The following is a 24318-nucleotide window of genomic DNA, read 5'->3' on the forward strand; positions in this document are numbered from 1 at the left end:
ACGCGACCCGTCCGGCCGCCTCGGCGTTTCCGGGTCCTTCGGTTCTGCCGGGGCCCCGATCGTTCCGCCCGTCGGCGCGACCGGCCGCCGGCGGCTCCAGTCCACCTGCACAGGGAGATGGATCATGTACGACTACGACCTCCTGGTCGTGGGATCGGCCAACGCCGACCTGGTGATCGGCGTCGAGCGGCGGCCGGGGGCCGGGGAGACCGTGCTCGGCTCCGACCTGGCCGTGCATCCCGGCGGCAAGGGCGCCAACCAGGCCGTCGCGGCGGCCCGGCTCGGGGCCCGTACGGCGCTGCTGGCGCGGGTCGGCGACGACGGCCACGGGCGGCTGCTGCTGGACTCGCAGCGCGCGGCCGGGGTCGACACGGCGGGGGTGCTGGTCGGCGGGGCGCCGACCGGGGTCGCGCTGATCACGGTGGACCCGTCGGGCGACAACAGCATCGTGGTGTCGCCGGGCGCCAACGGGAGGCTGACCCCCGGGGACGTGCGGGCGGCGGACGCGCTGCTGCGGGCCTCGCGGGTGGTCTCGGCGCAGCTGGAGATCCCGTTGGAGACGGTGGTGGAGGTCGTACGGCGGCTGCCGGAGGGGACGCGTTTCGTGCTGAACCCGTCGCCGCCGCGGGAGTTGCCCGCCGAGGTGCTGGCCGCCTGTGATCCGCTGATCGTCAACGAGCACGAGGCGCGGGTCATCGTCGGCGGTGAGCCGGCGGGTTCGCCCGCGCCGGAGGACTGGGCGCGGGCGCTGCTGGCGCTCGGGCCGCGGTCGGTGGTCGTCACGCTGGGCGCGGAGGGGGCGTTGGTCGCGACGGCCGAGGGCAGTGTGCGGGTGGCGGCCGTGCGGGTGGACGCCGTGGACACCACGGGGGCCGGGGACGCGTTCACGGCGGCGCTGGCGTGGCGGCTGGGGGCGGGCGCGGAACCGGCCGAGGCCGCCGCGTACGCGGCCCGGGTGGGGGCTGTGGCCGTCACCCGGGCGGGGGCGCAGGTGTCGTTCCCGACCGCGGAGGAGGTCGCGGCGCTGTGAAGCGGGCCGGGATACTCAACCGTCAGCTGGCAGGCGCGGTAGCCGAGTTGGGGCACGGGCACGGGGTGCTGGTCTGCGACGCGGGGATGCCGGTGCCGGACGGGCCGAGGCTGGTCGACCTGGCGTTCCGGGCCGGGGTGCCGTCCTTCGCGGAGGTGCTGGACGGGCTGCTCGACGAACTCGTGGTCGAGGGCGCGACCGCCGCCCGCGAGGTGCGGGACGCCAACCCGGCGGCGACGGCCCTGCTGGAGGACCGCTTCCCCGACCTGGAACTGGTCTCCCACGAGAAGCTGAAGGAGTTGTCGGCGGGTGCGCGGCTGATCGTGCGGACCGGCGAGGCACGGCCGTACGCGAACGTGCTGCTGCGGTGCGGGGTGTTCTTCTGAGGGCGTCGCTTCCGGGAGCGTCGTTTCTGATCGGGGCGCTTCCGCGAGCGTTCTGCGCGAACGTTTCGAGGGGCCCGGTCCAGTGGACCGGGCCCCTCGGCTTTCCCCTCCCCCGTCAGGACTTCCGCGATCCCCCCGGATCCCCCACCGGAACGTCCTGATGCCACTTACGACACACGGAGTGCCGGAAGGGTTGCACCGGGTTCGGAAATTCTTTGGTATGCCAACGCGGGGCGGTGGTACGGCTGCTGAGGCGGCGGCACAAGACTGTTCGAATTATGTCCCGATGATGTCACTTCACCGGCAAGCGCGTTGCGGGTGCAACGGGTTGTGGGAGAGCATGTTCGGGACGCAGGTGAACCGGACACACGGGGGTGGACACGACGTGAAGTTCGACATGGGGTCGACGACCCTGGCGGACCTCGGCAAGAGCACGCTCGGATCGAGCGACGACCTCGGCACACTGATCCAGCTGCTGATCAGCGCGGCGGAACCGCTGGAGGGCAAGTTCAACGGCGCGGGCAAGCTGGCGTTCGACTCGTTCAAGAACCGCGCGGACGAGATCACCGCCGATCTGAACGGCTCGCTCGCCGCGATCCTGGGCGGTCAGTCGGGCATGGACAACGCCTTCGGCACCGGTGACGTGGAGTCCCAGGACAACGCCAACCAGAACATGGGCCTGGCCAACTTCGACGCGGCCCGTTTCGGCGCCCGATAAGCAGCAGCGAGCAGGAACGAGGGGGAAGTACTCATGGCTCAGAACCAGGACCGCCGTTCGTACGACACCGGCGCCTCCGGCGAGGTGCAGACCGCGCTCGGCACGATCGTGGGGCAGCTGGAGCGGGTCCTCGGCGACCGTGACGCCGCCGTCAAGGCCGCGATGACCGAGTTCCAGGCCGACGGGGTCTCGGACGACTACCACGGCAAGGAAGAGCGCTGGAAGAAGGCCGCGGGCGAGGTCCGCGAGATCATCCGCCTGGTGCGCACCACGCTCGAACAGAACGACGGCACCGCTCAGTCCACGCTGGCGAAGGCCCGCGCGGCGGTCGACCAGATCGGCTGACCGGGCGGATCGGCCGGCCGAGCGGATCGGCCGACGGGCGGATCGACTGACAGAGAAGTGAACGGGGTTCCGTAGCCGTGGCAGCGCAGGATTACGACAGCCAGTTGCTGGAGTCGGTGTCGGTGCGGCGCCGGCGGCTGCGGGACGCCCTGCTGTTCGGGGCGCAACGGCAGCGGCGCTCGGTGGACGAACGGATCGGGAAGATCTTCGCCGGGATCGTCATCGCGGCGGTGCTGTGCGCGGGGTGTGTGGGGTGGTCCTTCGTGTCGAACCGCATCATCGGCAAGAGCCCGTACGGGGGTTCGGTGCAGCCGTCAGGCACCCCCTCCCCCACTGTTTCCACAGCGGTCTCCACCGCCCCGACCAGCACTTCTACCCGGTGATAGGTTCGATCGCGTGATGTCTACGGGGACGTTGGGGCAGGCCACGGACGGGGCGCGGACGGCGCTCAGCCGGGTCACACTGGTCGGTGAGCGGCGGCGGGTGGATCTCGTGCTGCCCTCCCGCGAACAGGTCGGGCTGCTGCTGCCGGAGATCATGCGGCTGCTGGACGACCGGGTCGGCGCACAGCCCGAGTTGCGGCATCTGGTCACCGCGGACGGTTCCGCGCTGGCCCACGACAGCACGCTGGAGTCGGCCGGGATCGCGGACGGGTCCGTCCTGCGGCTCGTCCGGGCCGAGGACGCGCCGTCGGCGCCCGTCGTGCACGACGTGACGGACGAGGCGGCCGACGATCTCGACGCCCGCGGCGGGCGCTGGCGGCCGGCCACGCGCCGGATGACCGCCGGGTTCGCCACGGTCGGCTGGGCCGTGGCCGCCGGGGAGTTCGCACGGACCGCGTACGAGCCCGGAGTGGTCGCCGCCGCGCTGCTGGGCGTCGCTCTGGTGGCCGCGCTCGCGGGCGCGCTGCTGGGGCGGGCCGGGAAGCGGGGCCTGGCGACGACCCTGATCGCGACGGCGGGCGCGCTGGGGCTGCTCGGCGCGTGGACGTCGGCGGAGGCCCAGGACTGGTCCGGAACGGCGCGGCTCGCGGCCCTGGCGACGGCCGGGGTCGGCACACTGGCCCTGCTCGGGCTGTTCACCCCCCTCGGGCGGGGCGGGCTGGTCGGGGCGGGGGCGCTCGGCGGGGTCTCGGTCTGCTGGCTGGGGGTCGCCGCGGCCGTGTCGGGAGCGGTGTCGCCGTCGGCGGCGGAGCAGGCCGAGGTGGGCGCCGTTCTCGCGGTGGTCTCCGTGGTCGTGCTCGGGCTGCTGCCCCGGCTGGCGCTGATGGCCTCGGGCCTCTCCGGCCTGGACGACCGGCGCTCCGGCGGCACCTCCGTGAGCCGCTTCCAGGTGTCGGCGGCGCTCACGGCCACCCACCGGGGGCTGGCGCTGGCGACGGTCACGATGGCCGTCTCCGCGACCGTGGCCGGGGTGTTCGCGCTGCGGGCGCCCACCAAGTGGACGGTGCTGCTCGCCGTGGTGACCATGGTCGTCCTCGCGCTGCGCGCGCGGGCGTTCCCGCTGGTCGCCGAGGTCGTGGTGCTGCTCGGCGCGGCGGCCGTGCTCGCCGTGCGGCTGGTCTCGGCGTGGCTCGACCACTCCGGCGGGGCGGCCGGTCCGCTCGCCGTCCTCGTCGTGCTGGCCGCCCTTCCGCTGCTGGTGCTCGCCGTGCAGCCCGCCGAGCATGTACGCGTACGGCTCCGGCGCTTCGGCGACACCCTCGAATCCATCGGCGTCATCACTCTGTTCCCGCTGCTCATCGGAGTGTTCGGCGTGTACGGACGACTGCTCGACACGTTCGCTTAGGAGCTGGGGGCCGCACATGACGCAGGCAGGGGACTGGCAGCGGGATGTGCTGCGCGAGCTGGGCGGGCAGGAACCGGCCCCCGGGGGCGACGACACCGCCCCCGGCCCGCCGACGGCTCCCGCCCGGCGGGCCGAGCCGACGCTGAGGCTGGTGCGATCGGTACCGCCCGAGCCGGCGGAGGGGCCTGGGGCGAAGGAGGGGCTTGGGCCGGCTGGTGTGCCTGGGGCGACGGACCTGTCCGGGGCGACGGACCTGTCCGGGTCAGCGGGCGTGCCCGGGTCAGCGGGCGTGCCCGGGTCAGCGGACCTGTCCGGATCAGCGGGCGTGCCCGGGTCAGCGGGCGTGCCCGGGTCAGCGGACCTGTCCGGATCAGCGGGCGTGCCCGGGTCAGCGGGCGTGTCCGGAGGCGTGGTGGCGCCCGGCGCGGCTGCGGAGCCGGGCTTCGCGGCGGGCCAGAGGTCCACGCGGCCGATACCGGGACACGGCCCGGCGGCCGGAGAGGCGCCGGGGCCTGGCCCGGCGGATGGGCCTGGGTCGGCTGGTGCGCCCGGGTCAGCGGGCGTGCCCGGAGGCGTGGTGGCGCCCGGCGGGCAACCGCTGGGGCAGGCGTTGCCCGCCGCGCAGCCGCCGGTACAGCCGGAGCTCGGCGCACGGTCGCCGGGGGAGGGCATGCCCTTCGTGCAGCAGCCGGTACAGCCCGAGCCCATCGCGCAGCCGCCGGTTCGACACTCCCCCGCCGCACAACCGCCGGTCCAGCAAGCACCCGCCGCCCAGCCGCAGCACGACGCCTGGCCACCCGTACAGGCAACCCCCTTCGCGCAGCCGCCCGTACAAGCCCCGCCCACCGCACAGCAGCCGGAGCAGCAGTCCCCCGCCGCACAACCACCGGTTCACCAGGCATCCGCCGCGCAGCCGTCGGGCCGGGTGCCCGGGGCCGTGGCGCGGGGCTCTGCCGGCCAGCCGCCGGAGGTGCCCGGTGGGGGCGCGGTCCCGGGGGCCGGGGGGTCGTCCGGTGTGCCGGCGGGGCGTGGGGGCCGGGCGCCGCAGACGCCCCTGCGTGCCCCGGACTCCGTGCCCACGATCGATCCCCGGCTCGCGCACGCGCTCGGGCGACCGCAGCACGGGGACTCCGTGGTGCGGCGTACGGGGCGGTCGATCCGCAAGCTCGCCTCCTCCGCCGCGCAGGACGTGGCCGAGGAGACGCGGATCGCGCGGGAGCTGCAGCAGCCGGTGACGACGGGGCGGGTGATCGCCGTGACGTCGATCCGCGGCGGGGTCGGGAAGTCGACGACGGCCGCGCTGCTGGGGCGGACGTTCAACCACTACCGGCACGACCCCGTGCTCACGATGGAGGCGGACGCCGCCCTCGGCACGCTGCCGGTGCGGATGGGCGCCGACTCGGTGCGCTGGGCCGCGGCCGATCTGGCGCGGATCCTCAACCCGGCGATGCAGCTCACCGATGTCACCGGGTACCTGGTGCCGGTGTCCGACGGCGGCTGGCTGCTGCCGGGCAGCCAGGGCCGGGTCGGGGCCCCGCTGGACATCCGGACGTACCGCACCGTGACCCTCGCCCTGCGCCGCTACTTCGCGGTGACGGTGGTGGACTGCGAGACCCTGCCGGGCGAGGTGGCCCGGACGGCGATGGACACGGCCCACGCGCGCGTGGTCGTCGCGCCGATGACCGCCGAAGGCGTCAACGGCACCCGTCAGGTCCTGGACTGGCTCGGCCGACTGCCGCACTCGGCGCTCGGCTCCACCGTCGTCGCGCTGACCGCCACCTCCCCGGACGTCACCCTCGACCGCGACACGGCCGTCGCCCACCTCAAGGAGTCCGGCGTCCATGTCGTCCCCGTCCCCTACGACCGCCATCTCGCCCAGGGCGGCCCCATCCGGACCACGCTGCTCGGCCGGGAGACCCGCGCGGCGGCGATCACGCTGGCGGCGGAGGCGATGACGCGGGCGGTGCGGATGCGATGAGCGACCACCGGCATGAGGAAGAAGGGGTCCGTCCGTGACCCAGCAGTTGATCCACCGGCCCGCGCGCAGCACCCGGCCGCTCGGGGCCGCCGGAGCCCGGACGATAGAGCCGCCGCCGAACCTCCCGGAGGGCAAGGCGGGAACGGCGGCGACCGCGCTGCTGCCGATGGCGGGCGTCATGGGCTCGGTCGTGATGATGACCGTGATCCGCAACAGCCAGTTCGCGGCACTCGGCGCGATCGTGTTGGTGTTCGCGCTGCTCGGCGCGGTCGCCCTCTTCCTCTCCCAGCGCGGCAAGGCCCAGCGCACCCGGCGCACGCAGCGGGAGCGGTATCTGGAGTATCTGGAGGAGCTGCGGGAGGAGTTCGGGGCCGAGGAGCGGGAGCGGCGGGCGCTCGCGCGGGTGCTGAATCCGCCGCCGGAGGCGCTGTACGACCTGGTGCGCGACCCCGCCCGGCTGTGGGAGCGGCGGCGGCAGGACCCGGACTTCCTGCGGGTGCGGGTCGGCACCGGTGACGTACCCGTGGCGGGCCTGGTCATCGGGCAGAACCAGGGCGGGGTGCTGACCCCGCCGGACCCCTTCATGCTGAACGAGGCCCGCGCGCTGCTGGCCCGCTACTCGGTCGCCAACGACTGCCCGGTCACCGTGCCGTTGGACCGCGCGGGCAACGTCAGCGTGGTCGGCGACCGGGAGGGTGTGCTGCGGGTGGCCCGCGCGCTCCTCGTCCAGGTGGCCGTCTCGCACGCGCCGGACGACGTGGCCGTGGCGCTCGGTGTGCCGGGCGAGCGGCTGGCGGACTGGGAGTGGGCCAAGTGGCTGCCGCACGTGCTGGACGCGCAGGAGCACGACGGTCCGGTGGCGGCCCGCCGGATCGCGCCGAGCCTGCCGCAGCTGGCCCGGCACTTCCGTCATGAACTGGGCCGGCGCGCGTCGTACGCGGCCGAGGTGCGCCGAGGGCTCGCCGACCGCAAGGCGCTGGCGCTGGCGTCCCGCATGCTCGTGGTGAGCGACGAGTACGGGGAGACCGCGGCCGAACTGCCCCGCCCCGACACGGCGGTGGGGCTGCCCGACATGGGGGTCACCGTGCTGCACCTGCTCGCGGAGCAGGTGCACGAGCCCGACCAGGTGTCGGTGCGGATCACCGTGCGGGGCGATCAGGTGGTGGTGGAGGACCTGCGTGCTCCGGACCCCCTGGCCATCGCGGCCCCCACCGCCGCCCCGCCCGCGCACGGCACCTCCGACGAGGTCACCGCCGCCGGTGCCGAGGGCCTCGCCCGGCTGCTCGCGCCGCTGCGGCTGTCCGCCGAGTCGGCCGCCGAGGGCACCCCGGTCACCGGCCCCGTCGACTTCCCCGGCCTCCTCGGCATCGACGACCCTGCCGTGCTGAACCTCCACGACCTCTGGGCGCCCCGGGGCGAGCGTGAGTTCCTGCGCGTACCCATCGGCCTGACGGACCGTCACGAGCCGGTGCTGCTCGACCTCAAGGAGTCCTCGGAGCTGGGCATGGGCCCGCACGGGCTGTGTGTCGGCGCGACCGGGTCCGGCAAGAGCGAGCTGCTGCGCACGCTCGTACTGGCACTGGCCGCCACCCACTCCCCCGAGGATCTGGCGCTCGTCCTGGTCGACTACAAGGGCGGCGCGACCTTCGCCCCGTTCACCGGACTCCCGCACGTGGCGGGCGTGATCACCAACCTGGAGAACCAGGCCGGGCTCGTCGAGCGCGTCCACTCCAGCCTCGCGGGCGAGGTCAAGCGGCGGCAGCAGGTGCTCAAGGACGCGGGGAACGTGGCCGACATCGGGCACTACGCCGCCCTGCGCGCGACCCGCCGGCCCGACCTCGAACCGCTCCCCCACCTCTTCGTGGTGATCGACGAGTTCGGTGAACTCCTCACCGCCAAGCCGGACTTCATCGACCTGTTCCTCTCCATCGGCCGGATCGGGCGGTCCATCGGCGTCCATCTCCTGCTCTCCAGCCAGCGCATCGAGGGCGGCAAGCTCAAGGGCCTGGACACCTACCTCTCGTACCGGCTGGGGCTGCGCACCTTCTCCGCCGACGAGTCGCGGACCGTGCTCGACACGACCGACGCGTTCCATCTGCCGCCGCTGCCGGGCTTCGGCTATCTGAAGGTGGACACCTCCACGTACGAGCGGTTCAAGGCGGGGTACGTGTCGGGCGCGTACCGGGGCCCCGCGCTGGTCGCGCAGGTGGAGGACACGCCGCTGGCCTGGCCGTACCCGACGTACAACACGCTCGACGGCGGGCCCGTCAAGGAGGTCGCCGACGAGCCCAGGGCGACCAAGCGGGAGACCGGGCCGACGGTGATGTCGGTGATGGTGGACCAGCTCGCCTCCGCCGCCCGGCCGGTACGGCGGATCTGGCTGCCGCCGCTGCCGGACGCGATCTCGCTGGACGCGGCGGCCGGGCCCGTGCGGGTGGACGAGCGGGGGCTGCGGCTGGCGTCGGCCGAGGGGCCGTTGCGGGTGCCGCTCGGGGTGCTGGACGATCCGGCGCGGCAGTGGCAGGGGCACTGGGTGCTCGATCTGACGGTCGCGGGCGGGCACGCGGCGGTGATCGGCGGTCCGCAGTCCGGGAAGACGACCCTGCTGCGGACCCTCGCCCTCTCCCTCGCCGCCACCCACACGCCCGCCGAGGTGGCCGTGTACGGGCTCGACCTGGTCGGCGGCGGGCTGTCCGCGCTCTCCGGGCTGCCGCACGTCGGCGGGATCGCCGGGCGCGCCGACCGGGAGCGGGCCGCGCGCACGGTCGCCGAGGTGCGGACGATGCTGAACGAGCGGGAGGAGCTGTTCCGGGAGCACGGGATCGACTCCGTCGACCAGCTGCGGCACCTGCGGAAGCAGGGGAAGGTGCGCGAGCTGGGGTCCACGGACGTCGTGCTGCTCATCGACGGGTTCGGGGCGCTGCGCGACGAGTTCGCGGAGCTGGACGACACGGTCGTGGACCTGCTCAAGCGCGGCGGCGGGTACGGCATCCACGTCGTCGGCGGCATGCTCCGCTGGAACGACGTACGGATCGCGACGCAGTCGATGTTCGGGACGCGGGTGGAGCTGCGGCTGAACGACCCCGGCGATTCGAGCGTCGACCGGAAGCTGTCCGAGACGCTGTCGCCGGACACCCCGGGGCGGGTCCTGACCGACGGCAAGCTGTTCGCGCAGGCCGCTCTCCCCCGCCTCGACGGACGGCCGTCGACCGACGATCTCGCTCCGGCGCTGGAGGACGCGGCCCGCACGATCCGCTCCACCTGGCACGGTGAACTGGCGCCCCCGGTACGGGTGTTGCCGACCCGGCTGCCGTCCGGCCGGCTGCCGTCGGTGGTCGCCGAGCCGCGCCGGGTGCCGATCGGGGTGGACCAGGACGCGCTGGCGCCCGCGCTGCTGGACCTGTTCGGCGCCGACCAGCACCTGCTGATCCTGGGCGACAACGAGTGCGGCAAGACGAACCTGCTGAGGCTGGTCGCCGCGCGGCTCGTGGAGCGGTACTCGGACGAGGAGCTCGTCTTCGGCGTCTTCGACCCCCGGCGCGGGCTGCGGGGCGTGATCCCGGAGCCGTACCGGGGCGGGTACGCGCACAACGCGAAGCTGGCGGCGGGTCTGTCGAGCGGGATCGCGGGCGAGCTGGAGAAGCGGATGCCGCAGAGCGCCGACCCGGACGCGCCGGGCGACGAGCCCTCGTTCACGGGTCCGCGGATCGTGATCCTGGTCGACGACTACGACATCCTCACCACCGCCGGGCAGCAGCCGCTGGCCCCGTTCCTGCCGTACGTGTCGTCGGCGCAGGACATCGGGCTGCACTTCGTGATCACACGCCGGGTCGCGGGCTCCTCCCGGGCGATGTACGAGCCGCTGCTGCAGACCCTCCGCGAGACCGGTACGGCCGCGCTGCTGATGACCGGCGAGCGCAGCGAGGGGCAGCTTTTCCCGGGCCTGTACGCCTCGGCGCAGCCGCCGGGGCGGGGCACGCTGGTCCGCCGGGGGCGGGCCCACCAGTTGATCCAGACGGCACTCGACAGCGAGGAGGGCGACCGCCCGTGACCAGGGACGTCATCGCGCTCACCCCGAAGATGCCCGATGTGTGGGCCCTCATGACGAGTCTGTACGCGGGCGGCTCCGACCTGGACCTGTCGGCGGCGGCCGAGGGCGCGGTCGTCCAGCTGCACGGGCCGGGCGGGCGGCCGCTGGTCTCCGTGGAGTCGCCGGTGCTGGTGCAGGTGCCCGGTGAGGCGGAGCGGTTGCTCGGGCAGGCCGTGCGGGCCCCGTTCTGGTGGACGGAGGCGCGGGCGTCCACGGCGGTGCCGGAGGCGGAGCGGCTGGCGGGTGTGGTGTGCGGGCGGCTCAACGCCCTGCTGGGCGGCTCCACCTGGCCACCCGGGGCGGCGAGCACCCAGGTGGTGGACGTGTCCGCCGTACCGTCGGCGGGGTCGGGGCAGCCCGCCGTGGACGTGGTGACCGAGCACGCGGCCGTCGTCCTCGTCGACCGGCCGGTGGTGGCGCTGACCAGCTGGCTCGCGGAGATCATGCGGACGGCGGTGGCGTCCCGGCGGTCCCTGCAGATCGTCACGCCGCGCGGTGTACGCCTGACGCCCGCCGCCCGTACGACACTGGCGCGCGTCCCGAACCGCTGGGTCGTCCAGGACCCCGAGTGCGGCTACTACGACGGGCTGTCGGGGGCGGTGCTGCGCTGGCGGGACGGGGCGTTCTCGCCCGCGTTCGCCGAGGACGGGACGGCGGCGGTGGCCGCCGCGTTCACACGCCCGGCGAGCGTGCCGGCGGAGGGCGCGGCCAACGGTACGCCGGGCGGCCGGGCGGACGCCCCGGCGAACTCCCCGGCGGACGAGGCACCCGGACGGCAGCTGATCGTCGCCCTCCGTACCGTGCACCGGGCCGACGAGCGGCTGCTGCTGGGCGGCGCGCTGGAAGCGGCCTGGCGGGAGCTGACGGGGGCGCCGCCGGCGGGCTGGGGCACGGCCGAGCCGGTCAACCTCCCCTGGTCGCGGCGGCAGTTGACCGACCTGACCCGGGAGCGGGCGCCCGAGCCGTCGCAGCTGGTCGTCGTCGGCGCCCCGGAGCGGCCGGCCATGGCGACGGTCCGGGTGACGCGGACGACGAAGGGCGTGGAGGAGGACGCGGTCCTGACCGTCGGGTACGCGGCCGGTGAGGAACCGCCGCTGGACCGCATCGAGGCGCTGGCCGACACGCTGGTCCGGGAGCACGGGCTGAAGACCCTGCTGACCTCGGTGCGTGCGGCGCGCGCCGACCTGACGACCGCGCCCCGCCTGGAGGGTCCGCCGCTGCCGGTGACCTTCACGCTCGGCCCGGACGACGTGCACGGAATCGGCCTGGACCGCGCGCGGCGGCCCCCGGTCGAGGTCCGTGCGGTCCCCCTCGGCCCGGCGGCCCGTCCGGCACTGCACTACCCCCTCGGGGACGGCGCGGACACCGAGGCGTGGGGGCGGCTCCAGCAGCTGACAGCACACCTGAAGGGCGATGGTTCCCGGCCATCCGCCCCTGCTCAGCGTGGGTGACTCGCGTCACTGACACAACGACCACTACGAGCAGTACGAGCTCTGACGGATACGGCATTTACCGGCCTGACCTAGGTCCATAACCTCCCGGCAACAGCTGCCAGCAGGCACGCGCCAGGAGGAGAACCATGGCCAGATCCAGCCACGTCGGCACCGAGTACCCCGCCGTCCCCGGCACCGCGACGGCACCCGCGTACCGGCGTCCCGTCCGCCGCCCCCTCACGGCGGCGTTCGCCGCGACGCTCGCGCTCGGCACCCTGGCCGCCTGCGGCGGCGGTGACACCGGCGCGCCGAAGGTGGCGGAGAACAAGATCTCGGCGGGCAAGGTGCCGGACTACTACCCGGCGGACTACGCCGACCTGATCGCGGCGGCGGAGAAGGAGGGCGGCAAACTCACCGTCTACTCCAACCTCGGCGACGAGAACATGGCTCCGATCGTCCGGGACTTCAAGAAGAAGTACGGCTTCGTCAAGACCGTCTCCGTCAACGAGCTGGACAGCGACGAGCTGTTCCAGAAGACCCTCTCGGAGAACGCGGCCGGCTCCTCCCCGGCGGACGTGCTGATCTCCAGCGCGGCGACCGCGTGGTCGGACTTCTCGGCCCGCAAGGACACGGTCCTCACGTACAAGTCGCCGGAGCTGAAGGAACTGGGCGAGAGCGCCGAGCTGCTGCCGAGCGTGTACTCGCTGTCGCAGGACCCGATGACGATCGCGTACAACACCTCGCTGATGGAGACCCCGCCGACCACGCTGACGGACTTCGCCAAGATCGTGACGGAGGACGAGGCCACGTACAAGAACAAGGTCACGGTCCGCGACCCGGAGGGCTCGTTCGGTTTCACCGTCACGCGGGCGCTCACCGAGGGCAACCCGGAGGCGTGGGACGACCTGAAGAAGATCCTGCCGCTGACCCGCCCGGAGACCTCCTCCGGCACCCAGCTGGAGAAGATCGTCGCCGGTGAGTACACGGCCGGCTTCCTGATCAGCGCCTCCCCCGCCTACCCCGTCGTCGAGGACAGCGCGGGCCTGGTGAAGATCGTCTTCCCGAAGGACGGCACGGTCGTCCTGCCGCGCGGCATGGGCATCGCCGCCGAGGCGCCGCACCCGGCGACCTCGAAGCTGTTCATGGACTTCGCCCTCTCCGAGGAGGGTCAGCGCGCGGTCGCCGAGGGCGGTCTGGCCTCGTACCGCGACGGTGTGAAGGGCGAGGGCCTGCACACCTACCAGGAGGTCGTGGACGCGGTCGGCGAGGAGAACATCATCCACGTCAAGTACGAGGCGGTCTCCAAGGAGGACTCCGCGGCCTGGCTGGAGCGCTTCGACGGACTCCGCAAGTAGACGGACTCCGTAGGCAGGCAGGTCCCAAGGACGATCGGAGTCAGCACAGATGTCAACCCTCACCCAGCCACCCCGCACACCGGCGGACGAGACACCCGCGGAGACGTTCCGGCCGCCGCGCTACCGCCGCCCCTTCGGCATCGGACGGGACACGGCCGTCCAGTACGCGGTCCTGGCGTTCCTCGCCGTGCTGGTGCTGGCCCCGATCGTCCCGACCCTCTACCAGAGCATCCGCAACCGCCCGCTCTACGAGGCGGGCGGGGCGTTCACCCTCAGCGGCTACACCGACCTCTTCACCGAAGCCGGCTTCGGTGAAGTCGCCCTGAACACCCTGTTGTTCGCGTCCCTGACCACGGTCCTCAGCCTGGCGATCGCCATTCCGATGGCCATCGTGGTCGTCCGGACCAAGCTGCCGGGCGGGCGGCTGATCGCCCTCGCGATGCAGTGGCCGTTCTTCATCTCGTCGCTGATCCTGGGCTTCGGCTGGATCATCATGTACGGCCCGGCCGGGTTCGTCAGCGTCAAGGTGCAGCAGCTGCTGGGCTCGGTGCCGTGGAACCTGTACTCGATCCCCGGCATGGCGCTCACGGAGGCCGTGGCGCTCGCCCCGATCGCGTACGTCTTCTGCGCCAACGCGCTCAGGCAGTCGGACGCCTCGCTCGAATCGGCCGCCCAGGTCTGCGGGGCCGGTCCCTTCCGGATCCTCGCCCAGGTGGTCGTGCCGCTGCTGCGGCCCCCGATCGTCTACAGCGCGATCCTCGTCTTCTCGGTCTCCATCGAGACGCTGAGCGTGCCGCTGCTCTACGGCCAGCCCGTCAGCATCGACGTCTTCTCAACCTTCCTGTACCACAACGGACTTCAGTCGGTGGACCCCGACTACACGATGCTCGGCGCGGCCTCGACCGTGATCCTCGTGGTCACCCTGAGCCTGGTCGCCGTCCAGGCGAAGCTGCTGAAGGACGCGGCGCGGTTCGTGTCCGTGCGCGGCAAGGTGACCCGTCCGCGCAAGCTGGACCTGGGCTGGCTGAAGTGGGTGAGCATCGCCTGCATCTGGTTCTACGTGATCGTGGGCGCGCTCGTCCCGATCGCGGGCCTGGTGATGCGGTCCTTCACGCTCGTGTTCACGCCGCTGCAGTCGCCGTTCAGGACGGTCACGACGAAGAACTACGAGCTCGTCCTCGACTCCGACAACTACGTGCAGTCGCTCTACAACAGTTTGATCGTGGCCGGGATCGGCTCGGTGGTGGTGTCCGCGCTCGCCGTGTTCGCGGTGATGGTGGCCCGGCGCTCGACGTTCCGCTTCGGCCGGGTGGTGGAGTACCTGGCCCTGATCCCGCAGTCCCTGCCCGGCATCATCATCGGTATCGGCTTCTTCTGGGCCTTCGCGCTCGCGCCCTTCGGGATGGGCTCCGTCCTCCAGGGCACGATCTACGCCGTGATCATCGCCTTCGGCATGCGGGCCCTGCCGAGCGCGTTCGGCTCGGTCGCCCCGGCGATCATGCAGATCGGCGGTGAGCTGGACAACGCGGCCCGGGTCTCCGGCGCCGACTGGCTGATGACCTTCTTCCGCGTCCTGCGGGCCCTGATCACGCCGGCGTTCGCGGGAGCGCTGATCCTCACCTTCGTGATCATGCTCAAGGAGTACTCCCCGGCCGTCTTCCTCTCCTCGGCCGACAACAACATCCTCGGCACCACCATGCTCAGTCTCTGGACGCAGGGCAGGGCCGGATCCGTCGCCGCGCTGGCCACCCTCCAGATCGGCATCACCGCGGTCTTCGTCGCACTCGCGGGACTGCTCATGAAGGGAAAGCACCATGCCTGAGGTGACCGTCAAGAACCTCGCCAAGACCTTCGGCGACAACTCCGTCCTGCGGGACGTCACCTTCACCATCAGGGATGGTGAATTCTTCACGCTCCTCGGCGCGAGCGGCTGCGGCAAGTCGACGACGCTGAACTGCATCGCCGGTCTGGAGCAGCCGACGGAGGGCTCGATCGCGGTGGGCGGCAGACCCTTCGTGGACGCGGGCGCGGGGATCTTTCTTCCGCCCGAGGAGCGCAACCTCGGCATGGTCTTCCAGTCGTACGCGCTCTGGCCGCACATGACCATCGCGAAGAACCTGGCGCTCCCCCTCAACATCCGCAAGGTGCCGAAGGAGAAGCAGAAGACGCTGATCCACGACGCCCTGGACAAGGTGGGCCTGGCCGCGCTCGGCGGCCGTTACCCGCACCAGCTCTCCGGCGGCCAGCAGCAACGCGTCGCCCTGGCAAGGGCGTTGGTGTACTCGCCGACGGTCCTGCTGCTCGACGAACCGCTCTCCAACCTGGACGCCAAGCTCCGCGAACAGGCCCGCGCCTGGCTCAAGCGGCTCCAGGAGGAGCTGGGCATCACCACGGTCTACGTCACCCACGACCAGGACGAGGCGCTGGCGCTCAGCGACCGGATCGCGGTCATGGAGGGCGGCAACATGATCCAGATCGGCACCCCGCACGAGATCTACGAGAAGCCCGCCGCGCCGGCGGTGGCGGCCTTCGTCGGCCGCTGCAACTTCCTGACCGGCAAGGTCGTGAGCGTGGACGGCACCCGGCACACCGTGCTCCTGGACGCCGGCGGGGAGGTCGTACGGGTCGACAGCGACCGGCGCGTCCCGACGGGCGACTCGGTCACGGTCGCGGTCCGCCCCGAGCGCCTGGAGGTCGTGGCCTCGGCCGAGACCCCGGCGGGCATGAACCGCCTCGACACCCAGGTCATCACCAGCTCCTACGTCGGCTCACGCTACGAGTACGACGTCCGCCTCGGCGACCAGGTGGTGCAGGTGCTGAGCGGCAACGGGGGGCTGGCGGGCGAGGTGGCGCTGGTCTTCGACCCGGGGCACGCGCTGTTGTACGCGGACAAGGTCGAACTGCCGGAGGACCAGCGGGAGTTGCTGACGGTCGCCACCTGACGGCGCCGGTGGTCGGAGACCCCCGCCGCACCGGTCACCGGCGGTCTCGGGGCGGCCCGGGCGGGATGCCGAGGGCCCGGAAGATCTCCGCGGCCTCCTGACGGTACGGGGCCGGGTCCTCCTCCCGGGTCGCGTCGACCGCCCGGCCGAGGATGTCGAGGGTGTCGGCCTGGGCCTTGCGGTGGCCGGTGCCGCGGTGCACCGCCAGGGCCTCGCGGGCGTGGCCGACGGCGACCGCGGCTTCGCCGTGCCGCAGCTCGGCACCGGCCAGGGCGGTCAGGGCCTCCGCCTGCACCAGCAGGTGTTCCGTGCCGCGGGCGATGTCCAGGGCGTGGGCGATCTGCTCGCGGTCGGGCGGGTCGGTGACGGCGGCCAGGCCGAGCAGGGCGCGGGCCCGCAGTTCGTCCGCGCCACGTTCCTCGGCCAGCTTGAGCGCTTCCCGGTAGGCGACATCCGCCTCGCCGGGGCGGCCGAGGGCGAGCAGGACGCTCCCGAGGGCGATGCGGGCGTCCGCGCGGTAGTACTCCTCGCCGTCCTGGTCGAAGAGACGTGTGGCGGTCGTCGCCATGTCCAGGGCGGTGGCGAGGTCACCTGTGTCGCGGCGGACGGAGGACTGGAACCGCAGCACGTACGCCTCGCTGCCCTGTTCGCCGCTCTCCCGGACCATCGTCAGGGCGGTCGCCAGGTGGTGCGTCGCCCGCGCGGGATCCCCGAGGAGGTACAGGGTGCGTCCCAGGTTGGCGTGGGTCAGGATCCCGTTGTGCTGGGAGCCGAGGTCGCGCGGAGCGCGCTCGGCCCCCCGCAGACGGTCCAGCGACTCGGTCAGCCGGCCCAGGTCGCGCAGCGTGATCCCGAGCGTGAGCAGGACGACCGGGTGGCCGTCCGGCATGCCGTTGCGCCGGTCGATCTCCGTGGCCCGTTCCAGGTACTCCGCAGCGCGTGTCAGCCGGCCGACGAGCCAGTTCACACTGGCGAGGTTGGTGAGCGCCACAGCCGTACCCTCCGGCCAGCCGCCTGTCTCGGAGAGGGCGAGCGTCTGCTCGAAGTGGGGGATGGCCGCATAGGGGAGGCTCTGGTGGAGTTCCGCGGCGCCGAGCAGGTTGTGCATGGCGGCCTGGGCCACGGGCTCGTCGGCGGCACGGGCGGCGTCCAGGGCGGCCCGGCCGAGGGCCGCCCAGTCCACGGCGGTCTTGCGGGTCCAGGAGTGGCCGCGCAGAGCGTCGGCGAGCCGCCAGGAGGCGGGGTGGCGCTCGGCGGCGGCCTGCTGGACGGCGGCGGCGAGGTTGGGCAGTTCGTCGTCCAGCCAGCGGATCGCCGCGGCGGCGTCGGGGATGCGGAGCGGGGGCACGGCGTCACCGTGGCCGACGCCACCGTCGCCCTTGTCATCGCCGTCGGCGACGGTGGGAGGCAGGGGTGGCTGGCCGGGGTACAGCAGCCGGGCGCAGTGGCCCGTGGCGGTCAGGAGCCAGTGGTACAGGGCCTCGGAGGCGGCGCGGCGGTCGGCGGCGGTCTCCTCCAGGCGCAACCGCTCGGCCGCGTACAGCGCGACCAGATCGTGGCGGCGGTACCGGCCCGCCCGGTGCTCCCGCAGCATATGGGCGGCGGTGAGCCGTTCCAGCAGCGCGGCGGCCTCCGCGGGGGCGAGGCCCGCGACGACCGCGGCGGCGTCGAGACCCGTCTCCGCGCCGGGCACCAGGGCCAGCAGCCGGAACATCCGCCGGGCCGGGGCGTCGAGGGCGTGGTACGAGAGGTCGAAGGCGCCGCGTACGGCGGTGGTCGCGTCACCGGTCACGGACAGCGCGGACAGCCGGTCGCCGTCACGCAGTTCGGCGGCCTGTTCCTCCAGTGTGCGCCAGGGCGTGTGGTCGAGATTGGCGGCGGCGATCCGCAGCGCCAGGGGGAGGTGCCCGCAGGCGTGGGCGAGTTCGGCAGCCGCCCGGGGGTCGGCGTCCACACGCTCCGCGCCGAGGGTGCGATGCAGCAGGAGCCGTGATTCGGCGGGGCTGAGCACATCCACCCCGATCCGCCGGGCTCCGTCGCGTGCCGCCAGCCCGGCCAGCCGGTCGCGGCTGGTGACCAGCACCAGACAGCCGGGCCCGCCGGGCAGCAGCGGCCGGACCTGCTCCGCGTCCACGGCGTTGTCCAGCACGACCAGCAGCCGCCGCTTGGCGGCCAGGGTCCGGTACAGGTCCGCCGCGGTCTCCGGCGTCCCCGGAACGGCTTCCGCGGCCACCCCCAACGCCAGCAGGAACCGGGTCAGCGCCTCCACCGGGCGCACCGGGCCCTCCGGCGAGTGGCCGCGCAGGTCCACGAAGAGCTGGCCGTCGGGGAAGCGGTCGCGCACCCGGTGCGCCCAGTGCACGGCGAGGGCGGTCTTGCCCGCGCCCCCGGCACCGGTCAGGGCGCAGACCCCGCTCCCCCCGGCGGGAGCCTCCCCGGAAGCGGGCAGCAGGGCGTCCAGCCGGGCCAGGTGATCGGCACGCCCGGTGAAGAACGCGGCGTCGTAGGGCAGGAGCGCGGGGACGACCGGTGGGGTGGAGGGTGCGGGTGCCGGTGACACGGTCGCCCGGGCGACGGGGGCCTGCGGTGTCTCCATGCGCAGGACGCGCAGATGGGCGTCGGCGACCTCCGCTCCGGGGCGGACGCCGAGCTGGTCGTCGAGGCGGTCGCGCAGGGCCGTGTAGAGACCGAGGGCCGCGGCCTGCTCACCGGAGGCGGCGAGCGCGAGCATCAGCCGGGCGTGCACCCCTTCGTGCAAGGGCTCCAGATCGGCCGTCCTGCGCAGTTCATGGAGGGCGTTGTCCGTCGTGCCCCGGGCCAGGGCGCTGTCGGCGTACGCCTGGAGCACCGTCAGCCGCAGCCGGGTGAGGGTGACGGCCGAGGGGTGCTCGCGCAGCCGGGACGGCATGTCCTGGAGGACGGCGCCGCGCCACAGCCGCAGCGCCGACTCGGCCTGGGCGTACGACGCGTCCGGGTCTTCGCGCGTTCTCTCGGCGAGGGCGGGCAGGAGCCGGGAAGCCAGGGCGGTGAACCGCGCCACGTCCGACCGGTGTTCGTCCAGGTCCAACAGGTAGCCGGTCCGTGTACGGCGCAGTACGCCACCGGACGCGTGCCCAGACACGTCTCCGGGTACGCCCTCGGATCGCACTGCCGGGGTGAGCAGTCGGCGTATCCGGGCCACGTAGGTGTGGACCATGTTCGAATAGCTGGCGGGCGGGGTGCCGTCCCACAAGGTGTCGACGATCTCGCCCAGGGACACGGATGCGCCGGGATGCAGGCCGAACAGGGCCAGCAGGCTGCTCTGTTTCGCGGCGCCGGGTTCGGTGGGCCGGCCCGCCACGTGGAGCGTGAGAGGGCCGAGGACGTCGAGCCGGAGCGGGGGAGAGCCGTCGGACTCCGGTTCGTTCGGTCCCAGTGCCGTGATCAGTCTGACAGCCGAGGGGCTGTGCGGTGAGCGAGCCCGGCCGCGCTCGATCTCCCGGATGCTGCGGGTGCTGACGCCGGCGAGTTCGGCGAGCTGACGCTGGCTCAGGCCCAACTGCGTTCTGCGGCCGTGAAGCCAGGCCCCCAACTCCTCAGGCATGCGCCCCCTGCTTCTCCCGGTTCTCCGCCACCGGGATTCGGCGGCGGCCTCACCGGACGGCCCCTCCCGCCCTGGCTGCATGACAGTACGTGTGCGAACCGTCGCCTGGAGAGATCATTCTTCGCCAACAACCGGCCGGAAGTATTCCGGGAGACACAACATGACGACACGTCAATTTCCTTTTGCTGTAAGCGACTTGTGGAATGGGCTGGGTTCGGCCGGGCTTGACCGGGGTTGCGCCACGGGCGCGGTGGCACAACCCCGGTCGGACCACTTCTCCTGCTCACCGAATCGGTGACCTCAGCCCGAATCGGTGACCTCAGCCCGGAACGAGGGACTCGTCCCGCACCGGGCCGTCGGACACCTCGTGCTCGTGATCCCCTCGCCGCACCTCTCCCGCCGGGAACCGGGGAAGGCCGAGGTTGGTGTTCGGTACCTGGTAGGCGATGACCAGGGCACCGAACATCATGAACGCGAAGCTGAAAAGTCCCATGAAGAGCGCGATTCCCGCGTGCAGCGCGATCCCCAGCCAGAACGTCTTCCGCCGCACCTCTGCCTTCCAGAAGAGCGAGAACGCCAGGGCGAGTTCCATGACAAGGACTCCCCAGGTGAGAGCGGCGACCGCGTAACCGTTCTCCAGCAGCGGCTGCATCGCGGGTTTCCAGAGCGGCAGGAGACCGAAGGTCGGATCGTTGAGCCAGTAGGCGAGCGCGGTGCCGTCGGCCCACTCCGCCACGCCGAACTTCGCCACCGACGACTGGAAGTAGATCCCGGCCACCTGGATGCGAATCGCCCAGTGGGTGACGTAGCAGAAAGCGGCGGCGGAACCACTCAGGCTCTTCGAACCGCCCTTGGTGCTCCAGTGCCACGTCCTGTCGTCCACCAGCCCGAAGGGCACGAGGGCCAGCGTGAGGATCACGGCGACCGTGTCTCCGCCGTCGGGCAGGCTGAGCGAGGAGACGATACTGAAGGCGACCCACCAGTGCGGTATCACCCAGAATCGCGGCCGCCAGCCGATCATCACGGGGATCAGAACGGCCGCCAGCAGCCAGCGGCGCACATCCGGGCCCAGCGCGTCCCCGCCGACGCAGAACCCCGAGATCGCGGACAGCCCCTCGCAGTACGGGGCGTCCTTCGTGCCGGCGACGGGATGGAACAGGGCCGCGGCCGGGGTGAGACACAGCGTGGCGAACATGCCCACGGCGATCAAAGTGCGCGCCAGGCCGTACACATTCGTGCGCGGGTCGAACCGTTCGGCGGCTTCGGGTACCGCGGGCATTCTGATTCTCAGCACTGGATGTCCACCTCCGCCGCCCGTACGACCCGGAACTGGCTGCCTGTCAGTTCTCGCCAAGCCCATGGAACCGGTTCCTCCGTGGTGAGGACGGTCTTCCCGCACAGCGTCGGGATCGGAGACTCGTTACGGATCTTCGGTGACGAACCGCCATCGCCGATCTCACAGTCGGAGACCGTGTATCCGTCGCATTTCTTCCAGGCCCGCTTCGGCGTGGCGAACGTCAGGCTTGCCAGCTCGGGGCCCTGGGCACGTGCCCTCCTGCTGGCCCCGAACACGTTGGACGGACTGGAATTGGGTCCGATGAGCGCGCTCCGCGGCGCCTCGTCGGGAGAATCGGAGGACACCGTATAGGCCCCGTTCACCGGCGAACGAGGGCTTTTGGTGAAGAACGACCAGCCCTGGGGCCACACCTGTCCGATGACCCGTCGTGATGCGTCGAGCCCCGGTGGAGCGACCGCCGAACTCGGCAGCGCCGCCAGCAGCGATGTCACACCGACCGTTGCCCACAGGGCGGCTCCGCCGAAGAAGCCTGTGCGAGACATGATTTTCCACCCCCCGAGGGACACTCCGCCGCGCACGACGGAGCCGCCCTTTCTCATGACTACTTACCGGCCAGGACCTTGGTCACCGTCGCGACGGCCACTTCCGTCGTCAGGCCGCTGCTGCCGGCCTTGAAGTCCGCCACGACCACCGCGGCCGCGATGGCCTCGACCGCCACGGCGATATGCGCCGCCACCGCGACGACGTCCATCGCCGAGATCTTCGACAGGTTCCTGTCGTTGACCAAGCTGCTGTTGTTGATGAACACGCTGTCGTTCACGATGAACGAGCCGGCACCGGCGCCCAGGTCCTTCTGCTCAGTGGCGATGATCCGGGACATCTTGTCCAACCTCTCCAGCCCCGTGCGGACCCGGTACGGGTCCCCCGAGGTGATGTCCGCGCGGAACTCCTCGGCGAACTTGGGCTCCTTGAGCGAGGCCAGCTTGACGAAGGCCGACACAGCCTTCTCGTTCGCCCCGACCGCCCGCCCCTTGGGCACCACCACCGCCTGCGGGTGCTCCTTGGCCACCATCCCCCCGCCCATGAACCCCAGGATGATGTCCTCAGCCGAGTACGCCGACGACGGCTCCCCCTCCCGCGCCGACGCCCACGCCGTAGCCGCGGTCCCCGCCATGCCCGTCGACGCGGCCACCCCCACGGTCACCGCGAGCGCCACCGCCCGCGCACCCACGACCAGACCTCTGTTCTTGCGCATGAATCCTCATCTCGGTTCGGCCCCCACACGCCACGGAGCGCGCGGACGCGATACGTGTTCGAAGGTCAGCACCACAGCCCTCGGCTGCGGAGTTCGCTCCCCGACCTTAGGAAAGCGAGGACCACGCGGACTGAACGGATTCTGGACTCCCCCACCACACCGAAACCTGCCCCCACATCCCACCTGACCTGCGGCAATACGTCACCGGCCCCACTCGCGTCCCAACACAGCGGCAGTTCCTTGCCGGTCACCTGAGCACCCTTGCCGGGCCGAGGTCGTTCCGTGGGGCCGCCGGGGCACAGAAACGGCCCCCGAAGGGGATCAGCGAACGGACGCCGTCGCACTCGGGGGCCCGGCCGGCAGGTCTTCGCGTATCCGCAGGTTCGGCCCGCCGAAGGCTAGCCGCGTCGCCTCTTGGGCGGCCTGCGTTCGGGGAGCCGCCTCATCAGGGACCGCCAGCCCGGCAGGTCGATCTCCACGAGGACCGTCTTGCCCGGCGGGTCGCGGTCGACGACCTCCCAGCGGTCGCAGAGCGCGTCGACGAGGACCAGGCCGCGTCCGTTCTCCGCCAGCGGGCACGCCAGCCGTACGGCACCGGGGCCGGGCGGCAGGCGTTCGGCGCGGGTGTCGGTGACCTCGATGCGGAGCGAACCCGTGGGGAGGGAGAGGCGCAGCTCGAAGTCGCGGCCCGGGACGCGGCCGTGGGTCACCGCGTTCGCGGCCAGCTCGGCCACGACCGCCGCCGCCCGGTCGGAGGGGTCCGAGCCGTACCGGATACCCCAGGCGTGCAGCTGGTTCAGGGCCAGGTGCCGGGCCAGGCGGGCGCCCAGCGGGGTCGAGCTGAAGCGCTGCGTGAACGTCGGTGCCGTCAGCGTGTGGCGCGCGGCGGGCGGTGCGGTCATGACGCCCAATGTGGCCTGCGGGAAGCCCGGTTCACCAGCTTCGCGCCGCGTACTCCGAGACAGCGTACGCGGTTACTCACTGGACGGTACTGGTGACTTACTGTGACCATGGCGAGGAGCGGTGTGGTTCGGCGGGCGGGTGCGCGGGAGGTGGCCCATGGTGGCCGACAGCGGCGGCATGACGGCGACGGGGCTGGGCGGCGGGGAGCCGGAGGCGTCCGACAGCCTGCGGACGTTCGGGGCGATGGCCCAGGCACTGCGGGAGCACGCGGGGCTGGGCCGGGAGGAGCTGGCCGACGCGGTCGGGTACTCCAAGCACATGGTGGCGTCGGTGGAGTTGGGGAGGAGGTTGCCGGACACGGCGTTCGTGGAGGGGGTGGACCGGGAGCTGGGGGATACGGGGGCGCTGATCCGGGCGGCTCAGCATCTGGGGCGACAGCCGGGGTTGGCGGCTTGGTTCAGGAAATGGGCCAAGTGGGAGGCGGGGGCGATCACTCTCTATACGTACGAGTGCCGCATGATCCCGGGCCTGTTGCAGACCGAGGCGTATCTGCGGGCCATGTCCGCCGACCAGCTGCCGCCCATGGACGACCAGCAGATCGAGGAGCGTTGGGCCGCTCGTGCCGAGCGACAGCAGCGCTTCGCGGAACGCGCGAACACTGCTTTCAGCTTCATCCTCGAAGAGCACCTGTTCCTTCGACGCACAGGAGGGTCCACCGTCACGCGAGGGCTCCTTGACCGGGTGCTGCAAGTCGCCGAACTGCGCAATGTCGACATCCAGATCATGCCTCTGGTGCAGGAGTCGCCCTCCGGGTTGCACGGGCCGATCCGGCTCTCGGAGAGCCCCGAGAACCGGTGGTTCGCCTACAACGAGGGACAGGAAAGCGGTCAGCTGATCTCCGACGCGAAAGTGGTCAGCGTCCTTAAGCAGCGGTATGTCAGGATGCGTTCGCAGGCTCTCACCATCCAAGACTCCGTGAGCCTGTTGCGGCGGATGCGAGGGGACCTATGAGTGCGACCCAACTGGTCTGGTTCAAGAGCAGCTACAGCAGCGCTTCCGGCGACGACTGCGTCGAAGTGGCCGTAGCCCTCCCTCACGCCATCCACGTCCGCGACTCCAAGGCGAACACCGCACCCGGCCCCCAGCTCACCCTCTCCCCCGCCGCCTGGGCCGACTTCGTCCCGTACGCGGCCGGCACCCGGGGCTGAACGGGCC

At 72.3% G+C, this 24318-nt stretch carries 20 protein-coding genes; 14 read left to right on the forward strand and 6 right to left on the reverse strand.

Going from position 1 to position 24318, the window contains the following annotated elements; genetic code table 11:
- Positions 1-124 precede the first annotated feature (124 nt).
- From ACFU5F_RS13315 to eccD, 6 genes are all read left to right on the forward strand, one after another.
- Positions 125-1030: a ribokinase gene (locus ACFU5F_RS13315; protein ID WP_383886215.1), complete on the forward strand. Its 906-nt coding sequence runs from the start codon at positions 125-127 to the stop codon at positions 1028-1030.
- Positions 1027-1416 (forward strand): D-ribose pyranase, encoded by a 390-nt coding sequence (gene rbsD, locus ACFU5F_RS13320; protein ID WP_383886218.1) that lies wholly within the window; start codon positions 1027-1029, stop codon positions 1414-1416. The genes ACFU5F_RS13315 and rbsD overlap by 4 nt, the downstream gene beginning before the upstream one ends.
- A gap of 385 nt (positions 1417-1801) precedes the next feature.
- Positions 1802-2134 carry a hypothetical protein gene (locus ACFU5F_RS13325; protein ID WP_013003453.1) on the forward strand — a complete coding sequence of 111 codons (333 nt, stop codon included), beginning with the start codon at positions 1802-1804 and terminating at the stop codon, positions 2132-2134.
- A 33-nt stretch (positions 2135-2167) separates the two neighbouring features.
- Positions 2168-2479, forward strand: a complete 312-nt coding sequence (locus ACFU5F_RS13330) for a pore-forming ESAT-6 family protein (protein WP_005486398.1) — start codon at positions 2168-2170, stop codon at positions 2477-2479.
- Between the two features lie 77 nt (positions 2480-2556).
- A complete protein-coding gene (locus tag ACFU5F_RS13335; protein ID WP_383886222.1) occupies positions 2557-2862 on the forward strand; it encodes a hypothetical protein in 306 nt (101 codons plus the stop codon).
- A 16-nt stretch (positions 2863-2878) separates the two neighbouring features.
- Complete coding sequence (gene eccD / locus ACFU5F_RS13340) at positions 2879-4267, forward strand: type VII secretion integral membrane protein EccD (RefSeq protein WP_383886224.1); 1389 nt, start codon at positions 2879-2881, stop codon at positions 4265-4267.
- A 553-nt stretch (positions 4268-4820) separates the two neighbouring features.
- Here eccD and ACFU5F_RS13345 read toward each other — a convergent pair.
- On the reverse strand, positions 4821-5162 hold the full coding sequence (locus ACFU5F_RS13345) for a hypothetical protein (RefSeq protein WP_383886227.1): 342 nt from the start codon (positions 5160-5162) through the stop codon (positions 4821-4823).
- Positions 5163-5339: 177 nt separating this feature from the next.
- Here ACFU5F_RS13345 and ACFU5F_RS13350 point away from each other — a divergent pair, with 177 nt between their 5' ends.
- The 6 genes from ACFU5F_RS13350 to ACFU5F_RS13375 all read left to right on the forward strand — a co-directional run bounded on the left by ACFU5F_RS13350 (position 5340) and on the right by ACFU5F_RS13375 (position 16065).
- Positions 5340-6245 carry a type VII secretion protein gene (locus ACFU5F_RS13350; protein WP_383886229.1) on the forward strand — a complete coding sequence of 302 codons (906 nt, stop codon included), beginning with the start codon at positions 5340-5342 and terminating at the stop codon, positions 6243-6245.
- Between the two features lie 34 nt (positions 6246-6279).
- A complete protein-coding gene (eccCa, locus tag ACFU5F_RS13355; protein ID WP_383886232.1) occupies positions 6280-10296 on the forward strand; it encodes a type VII secretion protein EccCa in 4017 nt (1338 codons plus the stop codon).
- Positions 10293-11786: a DUF6177 family protein gene (locus ACFU5F_RS13360; RefSeq protein WP_383886235.1), complete on the forward strand. Its 1494-nt coding sequence runs from the start codon at positions 10293-10295 to the stop codon at positions 11784-11786. The genes eccCa and ACFU5F_RS13360 overlap by 4 nt, the downstream gene beginning before the upstream one ends.
- A gap of 128 nt (positions 11787-11914) precedes the next feature.
- The gene (locus ACFU5F_RS13365; RefSeq protein ID WP_383886238.1) at positions 11915-13123 is read left to right on the forward strand and encodes an ABC transporter substrate-binding protein; all 1209 of its coding nucleotides are present in this window, start codon (positions 11915-11917) and stop codon (positions 13121-13123) included.
- Between the two features lie 49 nt (positions 13124-13172).
- Positions 13173-14945 (forward strand): ABC transporter permease, encoded by a 1773-nt coding sequence (locus ACFU5F_RS13370; protein WP_383886240.1) that lies wholly within the window; start codon positions 13173-13175, stop codon positions 14943-14945.
- Complete coding sequence (locus tag ACFU5F_RS13375) at positions 14938-16065, forward strand: ABC transporter ATP-binding protein (protein ID WP_383886243.1); 1128 nt, start codon at positions 14938-14940, stop codon at positions 16063-16065. The genes ACFU5F_RS13370 and ACFU5F_RS13375 overlap by 8 nt, the downstream gene beginning before the upstream one ends.
- A 34-nt stretch (positions 16066-16099) precedes the next feature.
- Here ACFU5F_RS13375 and ACFU5F_RS13380 read toward each other — a convergent pair whose 3' ends face one another.
- The 5 genes from ACFU5F_RS13380 to ACFU5F_RS13400 form a co-directional block, all read right to left on the reverse strand.
- Positions 16100-19648: a BTAD domain-containing putative transcriptional regulator gene (locus tag ACFU5F_RS13380; protein ID WP_383886246.1), complete on the reverse strand. Its 3549-nt coding sequence runs from the start codon at positions 19646-19648 to the stop codon at positions 16100-16102.
- A gap of 319 nt (positions 19649-19967) precedes the next feature.
- A complete protein-coding gene (locus tag ACFU5F_RS13385; RefSeq protein WP_383886249.1) occupies positions 19968-20927 on the reverse strand; it encodes a sporulation-delaying protein SdpB family protein in 960 nt (319 codons plus the stop codon).
- An 8-nt stretch (positions 20928-20935) separates the two neighbouring features.
- On the reverse strand, positions 20936-21487 hold the full coding sequence (locus ACFU5F_RS13390) for an SdpA family antimicrobial peptide system protein (RefSeq protein ID WP_383886252.1): 552 nt from the start codon (positions 21485-21487) through the stop codon (positions 20936-20938).
- Positions 21488-21546: 59 nt separating this feature from the next.
- The gene (locus ACFU5F_RS13395) at positions 21547-22200 is read right to left on the reverse strand and encodes a hypothetical protein (RefSeq protein ID WP_383886255.1); all 654 of its coding nucleotides are present in this window, start codon (positions 22198-22200) and stop codon (positions 21547-21549) included.
- Positions 22201-22598: 398 nt separating this feature from the next.
- Positions 22599-23102, reverse strand: a complete 504-nt coding sequence (locus ACFU5F_RS13400; RefSeq protein ID WP_383886258.1) for an ATP-binding protein — start codon at positions 23100-23102, stop codon at positions 22599-22601.
- A gap of 157 nt (positions 23103-23259) precedes the next feature.
- Here ACFU5F_RS13400 and ACFU5F_RS13405 point away from each other — a divergent pair, with 157 nt between their 5' ends.
- Positions 23260-24114: a Scr1 family TA system antitoxin-like transcriptional regulator gene (locus tag ACFU5F_RS13405; RefSeq protein WP_383886262.1), complete on the forward strand. Its 855-nt coding sequence runs from the start codon at positions 23260-23262 to the stop codon at positions 24112-24114.
- Entirely contained in the window at positions 24111-24311 is a 201-nt protein-coding gene (locus ACFU5F_RS13410) for a DUF397 domain-containing protein (protein WP_383886265.1), read from the forward strand. Before ACFU5F_RS13405 ends, ACFU5F_RS13410 begins: the two co-directional genes overlap by 4 nt.
- Positions 24312-24318 lie beyond the last annotated feature (7 nt).

It is taken from the genome of Streptomyces sp. NPDC057438, assembly GCF_042802995.1.
GTDB lineage: Bacteria > Actinomycetota > Actinomycetes > Streptomycetales > Streptomycetaceae > Streptomyces.